General features: G+C 44.3%; 1 protein-coding gene. It reads left to right on the forward strand.

The window, feature by feature from the left end; all coding sequences use genetic code 11:
• Positions 1–499: relaxase/mobilization nuclease domain-containing protein (locus JG30_RS08515; RefSeq protein ID WP_179854072.1), on the forward strand; the 499-nt coding region annotated here is incomplete at both ends.

Consider the following 499-nt stretch of genomic DNA (forward strand, 5'->3'; position numbering starts at 1 on the left):
CAATCCTAAATTTGCTGTTAAACAAATGTCTGCTACTCGTAAGGCCTGGCAAACTCAAGGTAAGCAAGTTACTAGGGTCATTCAGTCTTTCCCCTCTAGCGACCTCTCAGCGGCCAATCCGGACGCCTGGGTCAAAGCTAACCACATGGGGCTTGAATTAGCTCAGCAAGCTTTTAAAGACTATCAGGTGGCTATTTACACCCATATTGACGGTGTTGGTCATAAAATCCATAATCACCTGGTTATTAATATGCCCAATCTGAAAACTGGCAAAAAGTATCATGCTTATCGTGATTGGGAAAAAATTGCCGCTATCAGTAATGCAATTACCCAAGCTCATGGCTATTCAGTGCCGCATAATCAGGCTTTAGAACGCCGGACTATGGCAGAGCGCCAACTTGCTAATAAACAAGCCTATGTTTGGAAAGATGATTTGCGCCAGAGAATTGACGCTGTTATGCAGGATCCCTCTGTGAGCTCATTTAAGACGTTCTCAGAG

Origin of the sequence: Bombilactobacillus mellifer (assembly GCF_000970795.1) — a bacterium.
Classification (GTDB): Bacteria; Bacillota; Bacilli; order Lactobacillales; family Lactobacillaceae; genus Bombilactobacillus; species Bombilactobacillus mellifer.